The following is a 20,615-nucleotide window of genomic DNA, read 5'->3' on the forward strand; positions in this document are numbered from 1 at the left end:
CCCCGTACCGACTCCGTACGGACCTCAGACCGACCTCGCACGGACCTCGTACGAAACCCGGACCGACCTCGTACGAAACCCCCGTACCGACAACAGGAGACACACAGTGGAACGCAGGGACTTCCTCCGCAGTGCGACCGCGGGCACCGCCACACTGGCGGCGGCCGGCACGCTGACCGCGACCACCGCACAGGCCGCTACCACCGCCGCCGAACGCACCGCCGCCGAACGCACCGCGACGGCCGCTGCCGCGTCGCGGCGGAAGGGGCCGTGGCGCGTACACATCGTCATGTTCGACGGCGTCGAGGAGCTGGACTTCGCCGCCCCCTACGAGATCTTCTCCGCCGCGGGCATGCACAGCCCGCACGGGGTCGAGGTCCGCTACGTCACGGCGGGCGCGCCCGGGACGGTGCGCGGTGCCTACGGCACCAGCGTCCGGGTGGACCACGGCTGGGCGCCGCACCAGGCGGACGTGATCGTCGTGCCGGGCGGGGGTTACCGGCGCCGGAACGGCCCCGGCGTCTGGGCCGAGATCGACCGTGGCGTGCTGCCCCGGGCGCTGGCCGCCGCGCCGCGCCGCGGGCTGACGATCAGTTCGCTGTGCACGGGGGCGATCCTGCTGTCCGCCGCCGGGCTGACCAAGGGACGCCCCTGTACGACCCACCATGGGGCCAAGGACGAGCTGCGGGCGCGGGGCGGCGTCGTCAAGGACGCCCGGGTGGTGGACGACGGCGATCTCGTCACGGCGGGCGGCATCAGCTCGGGGCTGGAGCTGGGGCTCTGGCTGGTCAGACGCGAACTGGGGGCGGACGCGGCGATCGGGGTGGAGACGATGACGGAGTACGAGGCGCGCGGGACGGTGTGGACGTCGGCGATGTCGTAGACCGAGCGGGGGCCTGAGGGTACGGAGGAACGGGGTGGGGCCTGGCGGTGCTTTCCGGAGCACGAGGCGGGGCAGGCGACTGCCCGTGGAGCAACCAGCCCCACCACCTGCCCGCCGATAAACGAACGCACTCGCGCGAAATGCCGGTAACCTCACGAGTTCGCCCGCGACGACCGCCCTTACGCCGGGGCTCGTTCCCTCAGGAGGATGCCGCCATGGCTCAGCCCTTCCCGCCCGTCGAGCCGTACGCGCAGGGCCTCCTCGACGTCGGTGACGGCAACCGGATCTATTGGGAGACCAGCGGCAACCCGGAGGGGAAGCCGGCCCTGTGCGTGCACGGCGGCCCCGGGGGCGGCGGAAGGCGGGGCAGCCGCTCGACGTTCGATCCCGAGGTCTACCGGATCGTCCTGTTCGACCAGCGCGGCTGTGGCGAGAGCCTGCCGCACGCCTCCGACCCGGCCGTCAGCCTGGAACACAACACCACCGAGCACCTGATAGCCGACATGGAGCGGCTGCGCGAACACCTCGGCATCGAGCGCTGGCTCCTGTACGGCGGCTCCTGGGGATCGACGCTGATCCTCGCCTACGCGGAGCGCTACCCGGAGCGGGTCTCGGAGATCGTCATCGTCGGCGTCACCCTGACCAGGTCCGAGGACACCGACTGGCTCTACCACGGCGTCGGGCGCCTGCTGCCCGGCCCGTGGGAGGCCTTCCGGGACGCGCTGCCGGAGGCCGACCGGGGCGGCAATCTCGTGGCCGCCTACAACCGGTTGCTGAACAGCCCGGACCGGGCCGTCCGAGAGAAGGCGGCACGCGACTGGGCCACGTGGGAGGACGCCGTCATCGCCCACGAGACATTGGGCAAGCCGGGCAACTACAGCGACCGGTCCGACGAGTCGTTGATGGCCTTCGTCCGTATCTGCGCCCACTACTTCGCGCACGACGCCTGGCTGGAGGACAACCAGATCCTGCGCGACGCCCACCGCCTGGCCGGCATCCCGGCGGTGCTGATCCACGGCCGACTCGACCTGGGCGCCCCGCTCCAGGCCCCCTGGCAACTGGCCAAGGCGTGGCCCGACGCCGAACTGAAGGTCATCGACGACTCGGGCCACACGGGCAGCCCCGCCATGCGGGACGCGGTCCTGGAGGCGGTCGCCCGCTTCGGGAAGAACGGGGGGTGACGGGCTGATCGGGGGATCGCCGGCCGTCGCCCGTCACCCGCTTACTGTCACCTGCGACGCTTTCGCAGCCTGCGGGCGGTTCCGGCCGGGCACATGGGCGGTGCGGCAAACGGGGATCGCGGCTGATCGATTCCTACCGGGCGGGTGAGGGGGCGCGGTGCCTCGTAGGTGGCGCGGCGCCACCACAGCGGCCGACAGCGCCTGCGCACCTCGTCCAGGCGAGACGTGATGCGACGTGTGCGACGTGGTGGTGTGCGGCGTGGTGCGACGTGTGCGACGTGGTGCGACCGATGCCTGGGCTCACGCCTCGGGTGGGCTCAGGCGCAGGTCCCAGCCGGTGAGGCCCTGGCCGTGATCGGCGGCGACGAGGCGGGGCAGGAAGGTGCCCGTGGCCGGGCGGCCCGCCTTCTCCCACCCGGTCATCCAGGCGCGCAGGGCCGTGAGGGAGGGGGAGTCGGAGGCATCGGCGAGGATCGTGCCGTCTTGGGTGAGGGCGGCGGCCGAGGTGGGTGTGGAGTGGCCGACGGCCATACGGTCGGGAGCCAGTTGGGCCAGGGTCAGGCCGGGGTCGGCGGTGGCGGCGGCCCAGCACCGCACCGCGCCCCACGAGGGCGACGCGTCCCGGGCCTGCTCGGTGTGGCCGGGGTGGCGTAGGCGTTCCAGGGTGGCTCGGGCGCCGGAGTGGTGCCAGTCGTCCCGCTCGCGCCAGGCGAGAGAGACCCAGGCGTGCTCGGGGGTACGGATCTCCCAATCGATCCAGCGGCCCGGCACCTTCAGGTCGGCTTTGGGCGCGGGCGTGGCGTCGATGTAGTTGCCGCCGGTGAAGCCCTCCACCGTCGGGACGCCGTCGATCACCCGGATATGAGCGAGGACGGACAGGTCGGGCACGGGCGCGATGGGCAGGGTGCTGACGATCCGCCCGTCCGCGGCGCTCTGGTCCACCCACGCTCGGGGCAGCAGGGGCGGGGCGCACCATGCCCCGATGCGGTCGTACGGCCCGGAGCGGGGGTACCCGGCGGTGCCGTCGGCGGTGTGGCAGCGGATGGTGGTCAGGCCGCGCTCGTGGTGGATGAGGTTGGCCCAGCGGGTCAGATAGCCGTCGACGTCCAGGCTCGTGACCTGCCCGGCCGGGCCGACGAGGCGGGCCAGGAGGGCACCGGAGTAGCCGGACCCAGTGCCGATCTCCAGCACGTTCATCCCCTCGGCGACCGCCAGGCTGGAGATGTCGCGCTGGACGAAGACGGGGTTGGTGCGGTGAACGGTGGGCCCGCGCCCGGCGTGGTGGGTGTAGTGCTTCTCGGGCACGGTCTCGGCGGCCTCGGCGACTTCGGGGGCTACCGGGATGTCAACGGCGGATGCGGTGCTCATGTCGACTCCTTCGGGGAGGGCTCGTGGGCTTCAACCGGGGGCGGACGGCGAAGGACACGCCTGGCGGGGCTCAGATCGTCAGGGCAGTGTGGTGGTGCCAACCGGCCACCGTGTACTCGCCGACCGGGCCGTGGCCGGGCAGCGCGGCCCAGGCGTGGTACTCCACCGGGGGTGGGACGAACCGCGCGCCCAGGCACCAGGCCAGGTGCCGGCGCAGCAGTGCGGCGGCCAGGACGCTGGCCAGGCTGGTTTCCAGGCAGGCGAGACGCAGCGGCCAGTGGCGGCCGGTGTGCCGCACCGCCGTGACCAGGTCCTCGGCGCGGTCGGGGGGCAGGGGGCGGCGGCCCAGGCGCCGGGCGAGGCGGACGACGCGGAGGGTGTGCCGGAAGGGCAGCAGCCGCAGCAGGAGCACGGCCAGGAGCAGGCCGAGCCGGGCCGCGCACCGCTCGGTGACCGTCCCGGCCGCCACGGTGGGGCGTGCTTGGACGAGCGTCACGTCGCCTCCCGCGTGGGTCGGTGCCACCGTCGCCGGGGGGCCGCGGTGCCGGTGGCGGCGAGCCCGGCGGTGACCAGGGCGGTGAGGACGGTGGCGATGTCGGCGGCGGCGCGCTCGCGCGACAGGTCGTAGCGCGCGGCGTACTGTTCGGCGGCCTGCTCGGTGGTGCCGCTCGCGCACAGCAGCAGCACGGCGGCTGAGGCGGTCGGCGTCAGGTGCGTCCACCGGCCCGTGCGCTCATTCAGGATGGCGCCGCCCTCGTCGGTGAGAACGGGGCGGGCGTGCTCATGCAGCCGCACGGCGGTTCACCTCCTGCCACCAGGCGGTGGGCCGGAGTTGGGCGTCGAGCTGGCGCAGCCACACCTCGGTTGCGACCGCCAGGTGCAGGGCGCCTTGCGGGACGCGCTGCCCGGCGGCGGCCCGCTGAAGGGCTGCGGAGACCGGCGTGGGGTCGAGGAGGCCGAGGGCGGCCAGGCGGGAGGACGGCCCCAGCAGGGCGCGGAGGGTCGGCGCGTGCACGCGCAGCCCTTCGTAGGAGATGCCGTTGAAGCAGCCTTTCGTGGTGCGGGCGAGGACGAAGTCGGGGAGGGGACCGTGGGGGAAGGCGGCGGCCAGCAGCGGCTTGTACCGGCCCGGGGCGCCGCGTTCCTCTCCGGGGATGGCCAGGCAGGCGCGGACGACCTCGTTGTCCAGGTAGGGGGCGGCCACCTCGACCCCGAACGCCTGCGCCAGGGCCCGCCACCCGGCCAGGTTCGCGCCCAGACGGCGCAGGTCCTGCCGGTCGGTCCACCCGATCAGCGTGCGCGGCGCCGCGTCGAGGCCGCCGGCCGCCTCATCGAGGGCGTCGGCGAGCCGCAGCCGGGCCCGGGCCGTCATCCAGGCGGCTGTGGCCAGCAGCGGTACCCAAGCGGGGGGCCGCCGGGCAGCCGGGTCCCACGCATGGGCCGGGCAGCGCAGTTCGGCGGCGGAGGCCCGCACCGCATCCGGGAGGGTGGTGCGGGCGGCGGGCCAGGCCCGGCGCAGGACGCTCCAGGGCGAGGTGCGGCCGAGCCGGGCGCGGGCCTGGGCATGGGGGAAGGCGGTCCGCCAGGCCCGCGCGCGCAGCAGGTCGGGCAGGTAGTCGACGGCGGACAGCACCGTGTCGCCCCCGGCCCCGGTGAAGTGCACGCCGCCCGGCCCGCGGTCGACGGCGGCGGTCAGCACCGCCCGCTTGATGGCCGCCGTGACCGTGTAGGGGGTGGGGGCGTCGGTGGGCGGCAGGCACTCCAGGTCCTCCAGTCCGCTGTAGTACACGGTGTCCGCGGTGCCGGTGACCACCCGATGGCGCAGGCCCGGCACGGCCGCCACGGTGCGGCGGGCAAAGGCCAGGTCGTCATCGCGCAGGCGCGGATGGGTGAAGGTCGTCGCGGTCACCGGGCCGGCATCGTTCTGGGCGGCCAGGCAGGCCAGGGTGGTGGAGTCCAGCCCCGCCAGATCACAGCTCACCGCACGCTCACCGAGGCGGGAAGCGACGGCCTCCCGGAGCACGGCGGCCACGGCGCTACAGCCCTCCGCCATCGGGACCGGCGGGTACTCCACCGGCTCATACCGCGCAACGGTCGCGCCACCGCCTTCCAGGCGCAGCAGATGTCCCGTGGGCACACGGTGGACACCGCACACCAGCGCCCGGTCGGCCAGGAGGTCGGGCTGCCCGGCGGCCAGGTGCGCGGCGAGCGCGACCTCGTCGACATCGGTGGGGTCTGCGGCGGCCAGTGGTACGGCGGCGCTCGCCCACCACACCCCTTCGCCGCAGGCCCGCCAGAACAGCGGGTGCTGCCCGGTCAGGTCCCCGAGGACTACGGTGAGCGGGCCGTGCGCGGCCAGCATCAGATAGGAGCCGGGCCATTCGGTCAACGCGTGCCACCGGCCCGCGCGCACCGCTCCCAGCGCGGCGGCCAGTTGGGCGTCGGTCGCACCGCACTGGCCGATCACGGCCAGCGCGGCATCGGGCGCGCGAGCCGTCCGTACCCGGTCGGTGGGCCAGCCCACCGACCACGCCGCGCGCCAGCCCGGCACCGGTCGCCCGGCCAAGGGCCGCCGCTGCGGCGTGGACCGGCCCGCCCACCCCGTACACCACCTGAACATCCATCGCTCCCTTCGCTACGCGCCACCGGCAGACGGGTCGGGCCGGGGCGCCGACGGCGCTCCGGCCCGACCACCCAGCTCAGGTCATGTCCGGGGTCTTCTCGTATTCCGTGTCGTCGGCCGTGTCGAAGTTGTTCGAGCCCAGCGTCACCGCCGTGACGTCGCCGGCGTCCAGAACCTCCGGCGCCTCGTAGATGGCCGCCTGCGTGGTGGTCTGCTCCATCTCTCCTCCTTCACTCGCGTCCCCGCCGCCCCTGACGGGCGTGCGGCGGACGGACAGGGCCCCGTCTGTCGGCCCGAAGGCCGGACCGAAGCGGAACGAGTCCCGCCAACGATTCAAGTGGCATAGGGAGTTGGCCGGTACCGTAAGCGGAAGGCGGGGATGTATATCGCGTATACCGAGGCGAGGCGGCCATGCCCACACGCTCCCCTAACACCCACCTCAAAGCCCTCTTGGACGAGCGGAGCCTGCCGTACGACACCGTCGCTCGAACGGTCCGCCGGGTCGCCGCCGAGGCGGGCCAGACGCTGCGCACCAACCGGTCCACTGTCGAACATTGGCTCTGCGGCGCCCAGCCGACCGGCGCCACCCCCCGCTACCTCGCCGAAGCCCTCTCTCGGCTGCTCGGGCGGCTGGTGACAGTCGACGCGCTGGGCCTGGGATCCCCCACCGGCGGGCCGCCAGATGACAGGCTGGGGCTGTCCCTTGGCCCAGACCCCGTCGAGACCTTGACGCTGATCGGAAGGGCTGACGTGAACCGCCGTAGTTTCCTCTCCACCTCCGCCTACTCCGTGGCCGCCGCCGCCCTGCCCCTGGAGAGCCTGCGCGACCACGCCGGTCGTGCCGCCGCCGTCCGCAGTGGCGCCGTTGCCGGACTGGCTGAGGCCGCCGCCGTCCGCGACATGGTCTCGGCCTTCACCGAGCTGGACGAGCGGCACGGTGGCGCGCACGGCCGCTACGCCCTGGCTCAGTACCTCACCTCGGAAGTCGCCCCGCTGTGCCGGGGACGCTTCCGCACTGAGGACGCCCGCGCGGAGGTGCTGTCCGCCGCCGCGTCCGGCGTCCATCTGGCGGGGTGGAAGGCGTACGACGCCGGGGAACAGGGTCTTGCTCAGCGGTACTTCCTCCAGTGCTTCGCGCTGGCTGATGAGTCACGGATTCTCGGACACGAGGCGTTCGTCATGCGCACCATGGCGCACCAGGGGATGCGGATTCATCCGGTGCAGCACTGCCTGGCCCTGGCCGAGACCAGTCTGGCCCGCGTCAAGGGCCGCGTCGCTCCGCCCGTCGAGGCTCTGTTCCGCATCACCCACGCCTACGCGCTGACCAAGAGCGGTGGCCGCCGCCAGGCCGCCGCCGTCATCGACCAGGCACACGCCTGCCTGGAGGCTGACACCGGCGATCCGCCCCCGTTCTGGGCCATGGCCTGGGGGCCGATCGGCCCCACCGTGCACAACCGCACAGCGAAGGCGCTCTCCGCCCTCGGCGATCCGCGGAACGCCGCTCAGTATTACGCTCGTGCCGCCGCCGGCCGCCCCGCCGACACCTATGGCCGCATCATCGCCCTCAACCTCGCCGATCAGGCCAAGAGCGAAGCAGCCCAGGGCTCCATCGAACAGGCGTGCGTCACCTGGCACCGGGCCCTGGACCACATGGACGGCATCGCCTCCGCCCGCATCAGCAAGGTCCTCGCCGGCCTGCGCCGCGACCTCGCCCGCTACCGCACCCGCGGCCCGCGCTGCGTCACCGAAATCGACGAGCGCGCCCGTTCTCTCCTCACTGTCTGAGTGTCGCTCCCGCACCAGGGTCCGCCCGCCTCACGCGATGCTCGCACCAAGTGGGCGACGCAGCACCCGGGTACGGCCAGAGGCGCCCGATGCAGGGCGGGGTGCCTTCGTGTGATCCACCGCTACCGCCGAGGAGTCCGCTTGCCGGGCCGTGTGGCCGGTTTTCAGACGACGATGACCCGGCGTCCGCGGGTGTGGCCGGCTTGGCTGTCGATGTGGGCGGAGGCGGCTTCGGCGAGGGTGTAGGTCTTCTCGATCGGGATGTGGAGTTTGCCTCGGGTTATGAGGTCGACGGCTTCGGCGAGGGCGGCGGGGACGTCGCCGGTCGTGTCGGCGAAGCGGACGCCGAGGGTGGGGGCGCCGAGGTCGGCGATGGTGACGACTTTTCGCGGGTCTCCGGTGAGTTCGACAAGTTCGGGGATGACGCCGGCGCCGGCCAGGTCGAGAGCGGCGTCGATGGGGCCGAGCTGTCGGACGCGGTCGGCCCAGCCGTCGTCGTAGGTGGTGGGGAGGGCGCCCAGGTGGCGTAGGTAGTCCTGGTTGGCGGCGCCGGCGGTGCCGATCACGGTGATGCCGCGGTCGCGGGCGATCTGCAGTACGGCGGAGCCGACGCCGCCGGAGGCGCCGCTGACCAGCAGGGTCTGTCCGGGCCGCACGCCGACCATGCGGATGACGCGCAGCGCGGTTTCCACCACGGACGGGTATCCGGCGGCCTCTTCGAACGTCAGCCCCTCGGGCATGCGGGCCCAGGCCCGCAGCACGGCGAACTCGGCGTAGGTGCTGGAGCCCCTGCCGAAGACGTGGTCGCCGATCCGGACGTCTTCGACGCCCTCGCCGATCTCGTCCACCACCCCGGCGGCGTCCTGGCCGACACCGGCGGGCAGTTGGAGCGGGTGGGCCTTGAGGACCTGGCCTTCGCGGACCCGCCAGTCGGCGGGGTTGACGCCGGCTGCTCGTACGGCGATGCGGATCTGGCCGGGGCCCGGTTGGGGCTTTTCGGCGTCGATGAGGTGCAGGACGTCGGGGCCGCCGAACTCGGAGTAGCTCACTTTCTTCATGCCTCGGACCGTAACACTAACGGTTAGCGTTTTGTAGTCGTTACTGATTCGTATTTGGTAGTGTGCGGGCATGACCGTGCCGCCCGGACGCCGCGAACGCAAGAAGGCCGCGACCCGCCAGAAGATCGCCGACGCCGCTCTGCGGCTCTTCCTGGAGCGCGGGTACGACGCGGTGGGCATCCGCGATGTGGCCGCCGAGGCCGACGTGGCCGTCACCACCCTTTTCGCTCACTTCGCCTCCAAAGAAGCCCTGGTGTTCGAGCAGGACCCGGGCTTCGAACACCGCCTCGCGCAGGCGGTCACCGAGCGCGCGCCGCACGAACCGCTCATCCCCGCGCTGCGCCGCGAGATCGAGGCACTGGTGCGGCACTGCACGGCGGACGGCGCCGCCCCGATCTGGCGCATGGTGGAGACATCGCCCGCCCTGCGGCAGTACGAGGAATCGATGCGGCTGCGGCACGCGGAGTCGCTGGCGGCGGCGATCGCCGCCGAGCTGGGTCTGGGGCCGGACGCGACGGTCTGCCGGACGATCGCGCGGTTCGTGATCGACGCCTATTCGCTGGCCCGGGAAGCGGCCGATCCGGAGGCGGCGCTCGATGAGATCTTCCGGATGATCGAGGCGGCTTGGGCCGCCGCCCGTCCTTCTGCCTCTTCTTGACGGGGCCGTCCGTCCGGTTCTTCGTGAGGTGCTCTGCTTGACGGGCCTTCTCGGTGGGCGGGAGGGGCCGTTTTTACGGGCGGGTCAGGGGCCGGTCGTGGGCCGGGCGGCGGAGTGACGGGTGCTTGACGGGAGTCGGCTGCCTTGACGGGAGTCGGCTGCCTTGCCGGGAGTCGGCTGCTTTGCCGGGGCCGGTGTCTTGCCGGAGCCGAGGCCCTTCCGTGGCCGGCGTCATGGCGTCGACCACGGCGGCGCTCGTGGCGTCGGCGCTTGTTGGGGGCCGTTGGCGGGGCCGTTCCCGTCGGCAGGCCGCGTCAGCTGTGTGGTGTGCGGGGGTGCGGGGGTGACGCGGCCCTGCCGGGTGGGTGGGCCGTCCGGCGTCAGCTGTGTGGCGTGTCGGTCGGCGTCAGTTGTGTGGTGTCTCGGCCGGGGTCAGGAGCAGGATGGGGATCTTGCGTTCGGTCTTCTTCTGGTAGTCGGCGTAGTTGGGGAACGCCGCCACCGCGCGCTCCCACCACACGGCCTTCTCGTCGCCGGTCACCTCGCGCGCGATCATGTCCTGGCGCACCGGGCCGTCCTGGAGTTCCACGCGCGGGTCGGCGAGGAGGTTGTGGTACCAGACCGGGTGCTGGGGGGCGCCGCCCAGCGAGGCGACGACGGCGTACGTGCCCTCGTGCTCCACCCGCATCACCGGGGTCTTGCGGAGCTTGCCGCTCTTGGCGCCCCGGTTGGTCATGATGACGACGGGGAGTCCGCGTATCGTCGTCCCTTGCGTGCCGCCGCTGCTCTCGTACAGCTCGACTTGATCACGTACCCACTGCGTCGGACTCGGCTCGTATGCGCCCACCAGCGGCATGGCGATCATCCTTTCGGCACTCGACCGGAACGGTTCCTGCGAGGGCCCGGCCGCGGTCGGAGGGCGGGACCGTGCCGCCCAACCTACTCAGGGGACCTTCGGATGCCATGGGGCATTCCGGCCGAGCCGGGCTCCGGGGGTGGATATCACCGGGGTGGAGTACCCCGTGGACAGCGCGCCGCCGTCGTCCGCGTGTCCTGACGGGGATGCCCCTGTTCCCTTGCGTCGGCCGACAGACCGAATCCGTTCCAATAACGGCAACAAATGTTGCGTTGTTGCTATTGTTGGCGCAGCCTGCGGGCTGAGGCGATCACCGTGAGCGCCACGAAGGACCTGGGAACGGTTCGACGTGTGACGTGGTGATCGGCTGAGGCGCGGCCGGGCCGAACGGTGCCTTGATGTCGGGTCGTTCCCACCGCGGGGCGGTGGTGGTGAACGACCTGGTGCCGAGCGGTTTTCCGGCCGCGCCGCTGTGCTTTTCAGGGTGGGGCGGGTGTGGTTTTCCGGCCAAGTTGCGAGTGGTTTTCCGTCAAGGTGCGGGTGTGCTTTTTCGGCCGTGTCGGGTCGGGGTGTTTCGGTCGGCGTGTGACAAATGGTCACGCGGGTGCACCGTGAGGATCCTTTCGGTGCAAAGGTGAACGGGAATTGCGCGGAATCCGTCGTGCAGCCGAATGCCCGGGACTAGGCTCGGCTTCATGATCACTGCGTGGGAGCCCGCGATGGCGGGGGTGTTACCGCTGCCCTCGGGACGGCTCGTGCGCGGCCGGGGACTGCGGCAACCGCTTCCGGAGGGGCCCGAGCCCGCCTTCGCGGTGTACTTGCTGGGCCATGCGCCGCCACCGGTCGCCTGGGAAGCCCGCTGGATCCGCTGGCCGGACTTCTGGCTGCCGTCCGACCGGGCCGCCGCGCGTGAGGCGCTGCGCGAGGCCTGGGAGCGTGCCGCGAGCGAGCGCGTCGAGGTCGCTTGTGGTGGTGGTTACGGGAGGACGGGCACGGCGCTGGCCTGCCTCGCGGTGCTGGACGGCGTGCCCAATGACGAGGCCGTCGCCTATGTCCGGAAGCACTACGCGCCGCGCGCCGTGGAGACCCCGTGGCAGCGTCGCTTCGTCGCCCGCTTCCGGTAGCGACACACGCGTATCTGTAGTGGCTCGCACGTATCTGTAGCGGTTCGCAGGTGCCGGGTGTCGATTTCGCAGGTGTCGGGTGTCGATAGCGGTTCACACGTACCTGTAGCGCCCTCTCTCTCGCTCGGAGGTGCCTGTAGGCGGTTCGCAGGTGCCTGTAGTGGCTTCGCAGGTACCTGTAGCGGCTCGCAGGTGCCCATAGCGATTTCGGTTCACAGGTATCTGACGCCCTGTTGGATGCTGCCGGCGAGGAAGCCCGCGAGGCGGGCGGTGTAGCGGATCCAGCGGCGGCGGCGGGCGGGGGAGTGGAGCAGGTCGGGGGTGTGGAGGAGCAGCCAGGACCAGTTGGCGAGGACGACGCGGCCGGCGCGGCGTTCGAAGCCGGCGTTCTGGTAGGCGGCGTACAGCCGGGCGCCCGACTTGCCGTAGTTCCATTTCTGCCGGGCCAGGGCGCTCAGTTCGTCGCGCAGCCGGTAGTGCATGCGGGCGTCGGGGACGTACCGGACCCGGTAGCCGCACAGGTGGGCGCGCCAGGAGAGGTCCATGTCCTCGCCGCCCGCGCGGTAGCGCTCGTCCCAGCCGCCGATCGTGGTCAGTACGTCCTTCCAGGCGGCACAGTTGGCGCCGCGGGCGAAGGGGAGGAAGTCGGGCTGTTGGGTCATGGGCTGCGGTTGCTCGTCGATGTGGGCGGGGGAGAGCACGCTGCTGTCCAGGCTGCCGCCGAGCAGGTCGGCGTGTCGCGCCGCGCGGGCGAGGGCCGCGAGCCAGCCGGGGTCGGCCTGGTCGTCGGCGTCGCAGAAGGCGATGAAGTCGCCGCGGGCGCTCGCCACGCCTCGGTTGCGGGCGCGGCTTTCGCCCGGCTGGTCGGCGGCGTCGATCACGCGCAGTTCGGGCAGCGAGGAGCGGGCATTTTCGGCCACGTCGCGGGTGGCGTCGGTGGAACCGTTGTCGACGACGAGGACTTCCCAGGGCCCGGTGTAGGTCTGGGCGGCCAGCGCGCGCAGTTGGTCCGGGAGGGTGCGGGCGCCGTTGCGGACCGGGATGACGACGGAGATGAGGTTGGGGGTGCTGTGGGGGCGGGGTTCCGGAGGTTCCGGAGGTTCCATGGGGAGGGGTGTGCCTGGGGTGGGGCCGGTCAGGCGGGTGCCGCGTAGGACCTCGGCCCGGGCGGCCGGAGTGGCGTCGATCCGGGGGGTGCCGGTGGCGGCGGTGGTGTTGGCCCGGGGGGTGCCGGTGGTTGCGGTGGTGTTGACCCGGACGGGGCCGGTGGCGGCGGTCCGGGCGGCGTCGGCGTGGTGGCGGATCAGCAGTGCGGGGAGGGTCACGTGGGCCGCGCTGCCCCCGCCGGTCGTCAGGAGGTCGCGGCGTACGGCGTAGCCGCTGGTGACGAGGCCGGGCGGGGCGGGCGGGATGGTGATGCCGTCGACCAGGCCGTCCGGGCGGAGGCGGAGCAGGCCGCATTCCACCAGGCCCGCGCCGGTCGCGGCGGCGTGGGCGAGTTGGCGGAGCCAGTCGGGCAGCGCCTCGTCCCGGCCGTGCAGGAAGGCGACGTGTGGCGTCCGGGCGTCGCGCGCCGCCTCGACGCAGGCCGCGGCGACGGCTTCGGGCACGCGGGGAACGAAGCGCACGCGGGCGTCCGTCCCGTCCGCCGGGCCGATCACGGTGATCCCGGTGGGCGGGAAGCGCACCCGAGCGTCCGTCCCCTCCGCCGGGCCGACGACGGTGATCCCGGCGGGCGGCAGGGACTGGCGCAGGAGGCTGTGCACGGCCGGTTCCCAGTCGCCTTCCGGCGCCGCGACCACGACCTCCAGCGGGGGCGGGGTGGACACGGGCCTCACCCGCCCACGGGGACCGACTCCAGGGTGAAGTCGATGTCGTTGGGCGGGGCGACCAGCAGGGACAGCAGTTCCTCGCGGTCGCGGGCCGCGTGCCGGCGGCGCTCCCGGTCGACCATGGTCCGCGTGTAGGCCTGGCGCTCGGCGGAGCCGAACCCGGTCTTGGGCGCCTGGGTCAGCGAACCCGGCCAGATCCGGTAGCGGTACAGCACCTGGCGCACGCTGCGCAGCCGGTACAGCCGGGCCGCCCGGAGGTGGAAGTCGGTGTCGGCGCCGAGGCGGGCGGTCCCGTCGAAGCCGCCGAGCCGCCGCAGCACGTCGCTGCGCACGACCGTCGACGGGTGCAGCAGGACGGTGGAACGGCCCAGCCGCATCCATAGGTTGCCGTTGCGCGGCATCCGGCGCCGCCCGGTCGCGTGGCCGGACGCGTCGATGAACTCGTACGCGCAGCCCACCAGGTCGGCCCGGCTCCGCTCCAGCAGGGCGAGCTGGTGGCGCAGCCGGCCGGGCAGGCTGATGTCGTCGGCGTCCTGGAAGGCGAGGTACGGGGTGTCCACCCGCTCCAGCACCTTGTTCTTGATGCGCAGGTGGCCGACGTTCTCGGAGGTGCGCAGCACGGTCAGGCGCCGGTCGTCGGCGTACGGGCGCAGCGCGGCCCGCCACGCCTCGTCCGGCGAGTGGTCGTCGACCACGAAGAGCCGCAGGTCGGGGCGGTCCTGGGTGAGGATCGACGCCACCGCCGTGCCGAGGTAGTCCGCGCAGTCGTAATGGGGCAGGACGACGGTGACCGCCGCCTCGGTGCCCGTTGCAGCCCGCACCCGTGCGTCTCCCTTCCCCTGGCCGCCGTGCGGGCGGCCGTTGTGTGTCGTCGGCGTTGTGGTGGTGCTGGGTCTGTTGGGGGTTTTTGTCGGGGTTTCCTTTCGGCGTTCCGGTGCGCCGCCTCCGTCGCCGTCTCCGGGCCACCTTCCGTCACCCCCCGGCCCACCGTCCGTCCGTCACCCCCCAGGCCACCGCCTGTCCGTCACCCCCCCCAGACCACCGCCCGTCAACGTCCCGGTGTGACCGCATCCGCCGGTGCCCCGCGCGTCACCCCACCCCCGTCCGAACGTCCGCGTGCGTCCCCCCACCCCCGTCCGAACGTCCGGGCCTCACCCCGCCCCCGCCCGGACCTGCTTCGGCTGCCGGGCTCTGGAAGTCGCCCTCGTCCCCCCACGCCACCTGCCGCAGCGGACGGCCCGCCAGTCCGCGGACGGCGAGTTCCCCGGCCACCGCGCAGAACCAGGTCAGGTGAACGGCCTTGATCGTCCAGCGCTTCAGGCCGCGCGCCGTGCCGCCGCTGCCGTCCCAGGGGGCCAGTGGCCACAGGCCGTGGAAGAGGATGCGGGTGAGGTAGGTCCGCGAGGTGGCCCACGGGTAGTCGGATGTGCAGGTCACGTGGCTGTAGAGGGAGCGCCGCAGTCGGCGGAGCGTGTCGTGGGTGCGGCTGACGCGGTAGAAGCTGCCCCGGGCGTCGGGCAGTACCTCCAGGTCGTGCAGGGGGTCGGGCGCGTCGGGGTCGAGGAGTTCGAAGAGGACGTGTCCGTCGTCGGCGAGGCGGCGGGCCGGGATGCCGCCGGCCACCACGTCCGTCGCGACGAGCATGCAGGCCGCCGACGGGTACGCGTCCGGGGGGACGGTGACGCCGGAGATCCGGTCCATCGTCCGCGAGGCCGCCGACGGGCGGGACAGGGCGGTCAGTTGCGCGCCGACGGCGCCGGTGTGGCCGCGTTCCCGGAAGCGGGTGACCAGGCGGGGCAGGCAGCCGGGGGCCAGTTGGATGTCGTCGTCGGTCCACAGCCAGCCGGTGTGGCCGAGGTGCCGGGACAGGTGCAGCGCCGCGTTGACGGTGCGCGGCTTGCCGGGGCCCGGCAGCGCGAAGCCGACGGTGTCGGCGGGGGCGAGTTCGGTGAGCCGACGCAGCCGGAGCAGCGCCTCCTCGTACTCGCCGGGGCCGTACTGCATGCCGAGCCACACCGTCAGCGGGAGGTCGGGGTGGGCGGCGCGCACCTCGGCGAGTGCGCCGCGCAGGTGGTGGAACGCGGTCGTGTGCGCCGGCGCGTCGCAGCGGGCGACGTAGCTGGGCAGGAGGACGCCGAGTCCGCCGTGGGGGAGCCGCGAGGCGAGGGTTTCGGCGGCCTGTTCGTACTCCTCGGGTGTTTTCGCGGCCCGTTCGCGTTCTTCGGGTGGGACGGTCTCTCCGGCCCGCACCACCGTCACCGGCCCCCACGGCGCGGGCGCCGGGTCGAAGCCGCGGGCCACGGCGCGCTGCCACCAGGTGCGGTCGTTCTCGGTGCCCCCGCGCATCCGTGTCCCTTCGCCGGACGGTTCGCGTACGGTTGCCAGGTCTTCCGATACCGGGTCTTCCCGTCCCCGAGCTGCCTTTTCACGGTCGTCGGGGATCGTCGGGGGAATTCACGCCCGGCGTGAATGACGTGCGATGCGTGCGATGCACAGAATGCGGCCGATTTCGACGGGCGCAGGTTAACGCGCGCCGTCAAGTGATCACAAGGTTGCCGGGTTCTTCTTCCCGACTGGCCGAAATGCCGGTGTTCCGCTTGCGATGATTCGGTGAATGCCCGCACAGTCGGCGGGGTCGGGCTGGGCGCGTCGCGGTGGCCGAATCCCGGTGGCGCCCGCCGTGACGGGCCGAGCGGGGGACCGGGGACGACCCGAAAAGGCCCGTGTGCGTTTGTGCACATTCCGTAGCGGCGTCACCGGATAGGACCGGATAGGGGCGGCGGAACCGGCTGTGGCAGGCTAACGCCACGGGAAGCGGCGTCCCGACTCCGCGGACCGAAATGCCCGGAACCAGAACGGCTGGCATTCCGCACCATTCGCGGCGGGCAACACCAGGAAAGGTGACATACATGAGGTATTCCGCGAGTGCGGAACAGCAGTTAGCCAGGGCGTCCGGGCCCGCGGGACACGACGTCCTGCTCCAGGCGCGCGGCATCGTCAAGAGCTACGGCCGCCGTCGCGTCCTCAACGGCGTCGACCTGACGGTGCGCGCCGGAGAGGTCGCCGCGATCGTCGGCAGCAACGGGGCCGGCAAGTCCAGCATGCTGAAGATCTGCGCCGGACTGCTCTCCCCGGACGCGGGCCGCGTGATCATCACCGGACGCCTGGGCTACTGCCCGCAGAACGCCGGGGTCATGGGCTTCCTCAAGCCGCGCGAACACTTCACGCTCTTCGGCACCGGACGCGGCATGAGCCGCGGCGAGGCCGACCGCCGGGGCCGCGAACTCGCCGCCGGACTCGACTGGTCCGTGGACCGGGCCACCCTCGCCAAGGACCTCTCGGGCGGCACCCGGCAGAAGCTGAACGTCGTCCTGTCCGCCCTCGGAAACCCCGACGTGCTGCTCCTGGACGAGCCCTACCAGGGCTTCGACCGCGGCTCCTACCTGGACTTCTGGCAGAACGTCTGGCGCTGGCGCGACGAGGGCAAGGCCATCGTCGTCGTCACCCACATGCTCAACCAGCTCGACCAGGTCAACACCGTCCTCGACCTCACCCCCGCCCGCCAGGGGGCCGGCCGATGAACCGTACCCTCCGCATGGCCGAAATGACCCTGCGCGAACTGCTGCGCCGACGCGGCGTGCTGGGCCTGCTGCTGCTCGTCCCCCTGGTCTTCTACCTCGGGCGGCACGACCAGGCGGGCCAGGCCATCCGGTTCGCCAGCCTCGGCGTCGGGTTCGCGGTGAGCACCGCGGCCCTCTTCTCGGCCGTCGGTGGTCGCGAGGTCGAGCCCCGGCTCGCCCTGTCCGGCTTCCGGCCCCGGCACCTGTACCTGGGCCGCACGCTCGCGCTCGTGGCCGCCGGGCTGCTGATTTCCGCGCTGTATACCGTGGTCGTGCTGGTGGACCAGGACGTGGCCCACCCGGCGGCGGTCGCGGTGGAGATGGCCCTGACGTCGGTCGTCGCGGTGCCGCTCGGGCTGCTGCTGGGCCTGGCCGTGCCCCGGGACCTGGAGGGCAGCCTGCTGCTGATCTCCATCATCGGAGCCCAGATGGTGATCGACCCGGCCAAGGACTCCGCCAAGGCGCTGCCCTTCTGGTCGACCCGGGAGATCATCACGTACGCCGTCGACGGGGACGCCAGCGGCTCGTTCGGCTCCGGAGTGACGCACGCCGTGGTGGTGTGCGCGCTGCTGGCGCTGGTGAGCGGCGCCATCGTCTCCTTGCGTTTGCGGCGCCGCGCCCACATGCAATTCGTCTGAATCCGCCGCGAGTTCACGCCAACGCCGAGGGCCGGGACACTCCCGGCCCTCGGCCGTATTCCGCCGCGCGCCGCCTTCGTGCCGCTCCCATTCACCCCTACCTCACGGATAGGAACACGTGTAAGGTTGGGGAATCGCCCTGCCGCCACCGCTTCCGCGCGCCGGCACGGTGGCCCGGCTCGTCGCCTCTCCGCCGAAAGGAGAGTACGTGAACGGTGCGCAGCGATTACCCCTCGGCGATTCCGCCGAACGAGCCCTGCCCGGCGATTGCGTCGGACGTGCCTTGTCCCGCGATTGTGTCGGACGAGCCGTGTCTGCCCTGTCCGGATATCGCGCCGAACGAGACCGGTCCGGCGAATCCGTTGGACGGGCCGTGACCGCCCGATCCGGCGTTTCCGGCGAACGCTCCGTGTCCGACCTGCCCGGCGATTCCGGCGAACGCGCCCTGCCTGCCCGATCCGGCGATTCCGGCGAACGGTCTCCGGCGCGGGCCACGGAATTCCGCCGCTCGGCGCTGACGCGGGCGGCCGGCGGGACGAGTACGGGCTTCGCGGCCCGCGTCCGTTTCCGGCGGCCTTTGCCGCCGCCTTCCCCGGGGAATTGTCCGACGCCCCGGGACGCGCTGCCGCGGCCGGGCCCCGTAAGCCGCTGAAGCCCGCAGCCCGCCCGAGACCACTCCGACGGCCGGGGCCACCGCCCGGAGCACCTCGGGAACGCCGCCACCACCTCACGCGCACCGCGCCCGGCGCACGCGCCGGGTGACGAGGAGGGCGCACGCGCCGGGTGAGGATGGGGGCGTACGCGCCGGGTTGCGAGAACGACGCACACACCGGACGTCCAGAACGACGCACGCGCCCGGACGACGAGAACGACGCACACACCGGACGACGAGAACGACGCACACGCCCGGCGTCGAGAACCACGCACACACCGGACGACGAGAACGACGCACACACCGGACGACGAGAACGACGCACACACCGGACGACGAGAACGACGCACACGCCCGGCGTCGAGAACCACGCGCACACCGCCGCGGGACACCGTTTCTCGCGGCGTACCTGTGGCCTGGCCGGACGGGGAGACAGACCTCCCGTCATCTCCCGCGGACCGCCGTGCTGCCCACCTGAGCCGTGCCGAAGCGGTGACCCCGGCCACAGCCCTGCCACGCCGCGCGGACCAGGCGCGCCGGCGCGGTCCGCCATGACCAGACGACGAGGGGGAACTCCGGGTGAACACGTCACCGCTGCTGGCTCGGCGCACGAAGGCCCCGGCCGCACCACCCCTGCTGAGCCGGGCCGACGTCCTCGCGCGGCTGCGGAACAGCGCTCCCGGGCCGGTGCACATCATCGACCCGTTCAAGGTGCCTCAGGACGAGGCGGTGCGGAAGGCCGAGGCGCTCGACGAACTCGGCTATCCCGCGCTCATCCTGGCGAGCACCGACTACGAGTCCTTCGAGAGCCGTATGGACCCGTACGTGGCGGCGGTCAAGGAGGCCAGCTCGCTGCCGGTGCTGCTGCACTTTCCACCGCGCAAGGGCATCGGCTTCCCGCTGGTCCGCGGCGCCGACGCGATCGTGCTGCCCGCGCTGCTCGGCTCGCGCGACGACTACTACGTGTGGAAGAGCTACCTGGAGACCCTGCTCACCCTGCCCGCCAGGGTGGACCACGAGGACTGGCCGGAGCTGCTGCTGACCGTCGCCCTCACCTTCGGCGAGGACAGCCGCACCGGGGACCTGCTCGGGACCGAGCCGGTGGCCACCTCCACGACGCGGCAGATGGACCAGTACCTCGCGGTCGCCCGCAGTTTCGGGTTCCACATGGTGTACCTGTACTCGCGCAACGCCCAGGTCCCCGTCGAGGTGGTCCGCCACTTCCGCAAGGGGCTGGACGACGGGCAGATCCTGTTCGTCAGTGGCAACGTCCGCCGCCGCGCGCACGTGACCCGCTACCTGGAGGCGGGCGCCGACTTCGTCGGCTTCGCCGGGGCGCTCGAACACCCCGACTGGCGGGACACCCTCGCCGAGCTGACGGGCCGGGGGGCGCCGTGACCACGGTGCTGCCCGAGGACTACACCACGTCGATGCTCGCCACCGAGTCCGCCAACCGCGACCACGTCACCGGCTTCGTCGCCGACAACGGCGGCTCCCCGGAACTCGTCGCCCACACCGCGGCGTTGCGCCTGTACCTGCGCGTGCCGCACTTCCTCACCGAGTGGATCACCGACCCGGAGCTGCGGGCCCGGGTCGCGCGGGCGCTCGTCCTGGACATCGTCGCCATGAAACTGCTCGACGACCTCATGGACGACGACACCGGGCTCAACCGCGTCGAACTCGCCTGCCTGTGCCTGCACCTGCATCTGACAGCGGTGCGCGAGATGTGCGCCCTGGCCGAGGACGCCCGGGACGTGACGGACCTGCTCGAACGCGACTTCGCCATGGTCTGCACGGGCCAGATCCGCACCAAGAGCCGACGCGCGCGGGACCTGGACGAGTGGTACGCCCACGCCAGCACCTACGGCGCCCGCTTCCTCGGCTGCTACGGCACACTCGCCGCCCTGTGCGGCCGGGCCGCCGAGGCCGTGGGCCCCGCCCGGCGGTTCGCCGAGGCGTTCGGCACGATCATCACGATCGCCGACGACCTGACCGACTACGACCGCAACGGCGAGCGGGCCGGCAACCTCGGCCACCTGATACGCACCGGCGCCGTGCCCACGCGGGAGGTGGCGGCACTGCTGGAGCGGTTGCGCACCCAGGCACTCGACGCGGCGCGGGAGCAGCCGGTGGGGGCGGGGCTGGTGCACGTCATCGACCTGTATACCGATGACGTGCGGGAGCGGCTGCTGCCGCGGCATGTGACGGACTGAAGACGCCGTACCGCCGTACCGCCGTATCGCCGTACCGCCGTACCGCCTTACGCCTTACGCCTTACGCCTTAAAAGTGTGCTGACCGCCAGCCCGCCCCCAGTCAGGGACGGGCCGGCGCTCCGC

General features: G+C 72.6%; 19 protein-coding genes. 9 read left to right on the plus strand and 10 right to left on the minus strand.

Translation table 11 applies throughout. The features are described from left to right. Positions 1–106: 106 nt before the first annotated feature. A complete protein-coding gene (locus tag ABZX96_RS30350; RefSeq protein ID WP_355550557.1) occupies positions 107–883 on the plus strand; it encodes a DJ-1/PfpI family protein in 777 nt (258 codons plus the stop codon). Positions 884–1,098: 215 nt separating this feature from the next. Further along, positions 1,099–2,064 carry a prolyl aminopeptidase gene (gene pip, locus ABZX96_RS30355; protein ID WP_355550559.1) on the plus strand — a complete coding sequence of 322 codons (966 nt, stop codon included), beginning with the start codon at positions 1,099–1,101 and terminating at the stop codon, positions 2,062–2,064. A gap of 300 nt (positions 2,065–2,364) precedes the next feature. Here the strand turns inward: pip and ABZX96_RS30360 are convergent, their stop codons facing one another. The 5 genes from ABZX96_RS30360 to ABZX96_RS30380 form a co-directional block, all read right to left on the minus strand. Continuing rightward, complete coding sequence (locus ABZX96_RS30360; RefSeq protein ID WP_355550561.1) at positions 2,365–3,432, minus strand: protein-L-isoaspartate(D-aspartate) O-methyltransferase; 1,068 nt, start codon at positions 3,430–3,432, stop codon at positions 2,365–2,367. Between the two features lie 70 nt (positions 3,433–3,502). After that, entirely contained in the window at positions 3,503–3,928 is a 426-nt protein-coding gene (locus tag ABZX96_RS30365; protein WP_355550563.1) for a lasso peptide biosynthesis B2 protein, read from the minus strand. Continuing rightward, positions 3,925–4,227 (minus strand): PqqD family protein, encoded by a 303-nt coding sequence (locus ABZX96_RS30370; RefSeq protein WP_355550565.1) that lies wholly within the window; start codon positions 4,225–4,227, stop codon positions 3,925–3,927. Before ABZX96_RS30370 ends, ABZX96_RS30365 begins: the two co-directional genes overlap by 4 nt. Then, positions 4,214–6,052: an albusnodin/ikarugamycin family macrolactam cyclase gene (locus tag ABZX96_RS30375; RefSeq protein ID WP_355550567.1), complete on the minus strand. Its 1,839-nt coding sequence runs from the start codon at positions 6,050–6,052 to the stop codon at positions 4,214–4,216. The genes ABZX96_RS30370 and ABZX96_RS30375 overlap by 14 nt, the downstream gene beginning before the upstream one ends. 79 nt (positions 6,053–6,131) lie before the next feature. Continuing rightward, on the minus strand, positions 6,132–6,275 hold the full coding sequence (locus ABZX96_RS30380) for a lasso RiPP family leader peptide-containing protein (RefSeq protein WP_355550569.1): 144 nt from the start codon (positions 6,273–6,275) through the stop codon (positions 6,132–6,134). A 191-nt stretch (positions 6,276–6,466) separates the two neighbouring features. Here ABZX96_RS30380 and ABZX96_RS30385 point away from each other — a divergent pair, with 191 nt between their 5' ends. Then, positions 6,467–7,840: a hypothetical protein gene (locus ABZX96_RS30385; RefSeq protein WP_355550570.1), complete on the plus strand. Its 1,374-nt coding sequence runs from the start codon at positions 6,467–6,469 to the stop codon at positions 7,838–7,840. 164 nt (positions 7,841–8,004) lie between these two features. Here ABZX96_RS30385 and ABZX96_RS30390 read toward each other — a convergent pair whose 3' ends face one another. Then, on the minus strand, positions 8,005–8,898 hold the full coding sequence (locus tag ABZX96_RS30390) for an NADP-dependent oxidoreductase (RefSeq protein WP_355550572.1): 894 nt from the start codon (positions 8,896–8,898) through the stop codon (positions 8,005–8,007). Positions 8,899–8,968: 70 nt separating this feature from the next. Between ABZX96_RS30390 and ABZX96_RS30395 the strand changes: the two genes are divergently transcribed. Beyond that, a complete protein-coding gene (locus ABZX96_RS30395) occupies positions 8,969–9,556 on the plus strand; it encodes a helix-turn-helix domain-containing protein (RefSeq protein WP_355550574.1) in 588 nt (195 codons plus the stop codon). Between the two features lie 406 nt (positions 9,557–9,962). Here the strand turns inward: ABZX96_RS30395 and ABZX96_RS30400 are convergent, their stop codons facing one another. Then, positions 9,963–10,412, minus strand: coding sequence for a nitroreductase family deazaflavin-dependent oxidoreductase (locus tag ABZX96_RS30400; protein ID WP_355550576.1), 450 nt, complete (start codon positions 10,410–10,412; stop codon positions 9,963–9,965). Between the two features lie 695 nt (positions 10,413–11,107). Between ABZX96_RS30400 and ABZX96_RS30405 the strand changes: the two genes are divergently transcribed. Next, positions 11,108–11,536, plus strand: coding sequence for a protein-tyrosine phosphatase family protein (locus ABZX96_RS30405; protein ID WP_355550578.1), 429 nt, complete (start codon positions 11,108–11,110; stop codon positions 11,534–11,536). A gap of 212 nt (positions 11,537–11,748) precedes the next feature. Here ABZX96_RS30405 and ABZX96_RS30410 read toward each other — a convergent pair whose 3' ends face one another. From ABZX96_RS30410 to ABZX96_RS30420, 3 genes are all read right to left on the minus strand, one after another. After that, positions 11,749–13,365, minus strand: coding sequence for a glycosyltransferase (locus tag ABZX96_RS30410; RefSeq protein ID WP_355550580.1), 1,617 nt, complete (start codon positions 13,363–13,365; stop codon positions 11,749–11,751). Between the two features lie 5 nt (positions 13,366–13,370). After that, on the minus strand, positions 13,371–14,189 hold the full coding sequence (locus tag ABZX96_RS30415; protein WP_355550582.1) for a glycosyltransferase family 2 protein: 819 nt from the start codon (positions 14,187–14,189) through the stop codon (positions 13,371–13,373). Between the two features lie 268 nt (positions 14,190–14,457). Further along, a complete protein-coding gene (locus tag ABZX96_RS30420; RefSeq protein WP_355550583.1) occupies positions 14,458–15,714 on the minus strand; it encodes a glycosyltransferase family 2 protein in 1,257 nt (418 codons plus the stop codon). A gap of 563 nt (positions 15,715–16,277) precedes the next feature. Here ABZX96_RS30420 and ABZX96_RS30425 point away from each other — a divergent pair. The 4 genes from ABZX96_RS30425 to ABZX96_RS30440 all read left to right on the plus strand — a co-directional run bounded on the left by ABZX96_RS30425 (position 16,278) and on the right by ABZX96_RS30440 (position 20,491). Then, complete coding sequence (locus ABZX96_RS30425) at positions 16,278–16,949, plus strand: ATP-binding cassette domain-containing protein (RefSeq protein WP_355550585.1); 672 nt, start codon at positions 16,278–16,280, stop codon at positions 16,947–16,949. Next, positions 16,946–17,626, plus strand: coding sequence for a hypothetical protein (locus ABZX96_RS30430; protein WP_355550587.1), 681 nt, complete (start codon positions 16,946–16,948; stop codon positions 17,624–17,626). Before ABZX96_RS30425 ends, ABZX96_RS30430 begins: the two co-directional genes overlap by 4 nt. A 1,231-nt stretch (positions 17,627–18,857) precedes the next feature. Continuing rightward, positions 18,858–19,676, plus strand: coding sequence for a geranylgeranylglyceryl/heptaprenylglyceryl phosphate synthase (locus ABZX96_RS30435; protein WP_355550589.1), 819 nt, complete (start codon positions 18,858–18,860; stop codon positions 19,674–19,676). Next, complete coding sequence (locus tag ABZX96_RS30440) at positions 19,673–20,491, plus strand: Moenomycin biosynthesis protein MoeN5 (protein ID WP_355550590.1); 819 nt, start codon at positions 19,673–19,675, stop codon at positions 20,489–20,491. The genes ABZX96_RS30435 and ABZX96_RS30440 overlap by 4 nt, the downstream gene beginning before the upstream one ends. Positions 20,492–20,615: the final 124 nt, after the last annotated feature.

Origin of the sequence: Streptomyces sp. NPDC003077, from assembly GCF_040611095.1 — a bacterium.
Taxonomy (GTDB): Bacteria; Actinomycetota; Actinomycetes; order Streptomycetales; family Streptomycetaceae; genus Streptomyces.